Here is a 2,182-nt window from a genome sequence, read left to right as displayed (position 1 = left end):
CTCCCCGCGCGGCCTTCCGGCTATGCAGGCGTCCCGGATACGGACGCCCACGTATAACTTCCTAAAGTTCTTTAGATCTTTATGTAAAAGATCTTTTAGTTATTGCTATACGTGAGCGTCGCATTCGGTAGAAAAGCAATGTCCAGAGCCCGCGAACAACGCGGGCTCCCAATTATGCAGTGTCCCACTAGGTGCATAGAAGCATCCCGGTCAGTCGAATAGCTTTACTCTCCAACCTGTTCAGTCCAAGTCTCTTGAGCTAGTTGACTTAATTGTTCTACAATGATATGTGGAGTAACTTTAAATATATTAATATTTCCCCCTAGCTCTTGCTGTAGCTTAGATATAAATCTACCTTTTACTGATTTTCCATGGCGATAACGAACAATATTTTGTCTATAACTGGCAATCGCTGTAGTTGCTATATTACCATGGTTTGGCTCGCCGCCCCCTTGTCTGCGAAGCATGAATGCCATGTTTGTTCTAGAGTTGATAAACTTTTCTATTGACTTTTCTTCTGCTTCATTTGTTGCTTGATTTAAAAATTCGTTGACTTTTTCAGCAGATATTGCGGGATATAAACTGCAAACATGTTCTACTGTGAGGAAATGCGACTCAGCATCAGTACCATTAGTTATGAAGCACTTAATACCAAATCTTTCAAGCTTTGCCACATAATCACGAACTTCATCATCCGTCAAGTAGTCCCTATCTCTATGGACTAAAATATTTGTTGCAGGGGCATGTTTTCGAATAAAAGCTGCAAGCGCTGAGGCAGTATTGATATTGGTACATCCACTATAAGGCCACACGTCAACTTCGCTCATTATGAAACCTGATGCTTCCAGTAATGTTCTAATAGGTGTGATGTCGCTATCTTCAGTGAGCAAGACATATTTTATATTTCCTTGCATTAACAAATCGCCCTTATCTAAAGCACCTATTTCCATTAATACATTTACCTCATCATAATCTGCTGTGTTTACAATATCACCATCTCTTATCCAATGAATTTTTGCCTTTAATGAAAATTCATCCATTAAATGTCTGGAGTGTGTTGACATTATTACTTGAAAATTGCGATTTTCAGATAAACGGATTAACATTTTAGCTAAACTACGTTGATTGTTTGGGTGTAGATGCGAGTCTGGTTCATCTAAAATTAGTATTTTAGGTTTATATACGTTGACATATGAAAGTATTTGTATGGCTTGTAAAACCCCTGTTCCAGCTGCATCTATTGGTAATCTTTGCCCATTTATAGATAATTGAGCATTAATATAATCATCCCGTTCCGGGTCGAAGTCAACATCAATGGACATATTTGGAAATATACATTGAAAGTCATTGAGGAAAACTCTCCAATTATCTTCTTCTCTTTTAAGAAGCCAAAGTACATTTCTGAATACATTGTTTGCATCACCTTTGGCAGCCGCTTTTCGAACGACACCGGGAGTCTTATATTCTTCTACCGATGGTATACCTGCAAGTCCCGGTACAAATATACTATATGGCTCTTCAATTTGTTGCAATCTCTCACCTAATACCCTACCCTCTATTGCAGTGGCAATATTCTTGTTGCGACCTTTCCTGACGATAATAGTTGCTCGATTGTTTGTTTCAGCTTCTTCAAATTCTATTTCAATTGCGTGCGTTAACGGTTCTTTAAGAATTCCACCAGGAGCCAAAGCAGTAACTTCCCTTAATGGGGAGTAAATTAATTGTGTCGGGGACAATGAGGTCGGTAACCTCTCCCCCTCCCACCTATTTATTTCAAGGCTAGTTGTTTGAGCTACAGAAACCGCGAACTGGATGGCATGTAGAACACTGCTTTTACCTGCATTATTTGCACCAACAAGAACATTTACACGTTCCAAAGGAATGGTAATATCCTGAAGATTTTTAAAGCGTTTTATTTTAACATGATTAAGCATAAACTCCTCACCTTAAACCATCTATTTTATATAACTAATATTTGCTATGTCCAGACAAACTCCTTTAATAAAGGACTAAATTTGCCTACTTCTAAACCATCAGTCGCTACAATAAATCGCGCCCAGTGGGACACTGCATAACCCACAGCCCGCTCCCCGCGCGGCCTTCCGGCTATGCAGGCGTCCCGGATACGGACGCCCACGTATAACTTCCTAAAGTTCTTTAGATCTTTATGTAAAAGATCTTT

At 39.6% G+C, this 2,182-nt stretch carries 2 protein-coding genes; both read right to left on the bottom strand.

Translation table 11 applies throughout. The features are described 5' to 3' along the window. Positions 1-224: 224 nt before the first annotated feature. Positions 225-1,934, bottom strand: coding sequence for an ATP-dependent nuclease (locus tag DCCM_RS04545; RefSeq protein WP_104371276.1), 1,710 nt, complete (start codon positions 1,932-1,934; stop codon positions 225-227). A 44-nt stretch (positions 1,935-1,978) separates the two neighbouring features. Then, positions 1,979-2,182 (bottom strand): hypothetical protein (locus DCCM_RS18960; RefSeq protein WP_207655542.1); only part of this gene is annotated, 204 nt, incomplete at its 5' end.

The sequence above is a fragment of the Desulfocucumis palustris genome, assembly GCF_002933875.1.
Taxonomy (GTDB): domain Bacteria; phylum Bacillota; class Desulfotomaculia; order Desulfotomaculales; family Desulfocucumaceae; genus Desulfocucumis; species Desulfocucumis palustris.
Note: the sequence above shows the minus strand (reverse complement) of the source record. Positions and strands in the feature narration are given on the sequence as shown.

What these genes read in the sequence shown, in the direction of transcription:
- DCCM_RS04545 (WP_104371276.1), bottom strand. Translation starts at nt 1,934, where the DNA reads ATGCTTAATCATGTTAAAATAAAACGCTTTAAAAATCTTCAGGATATT.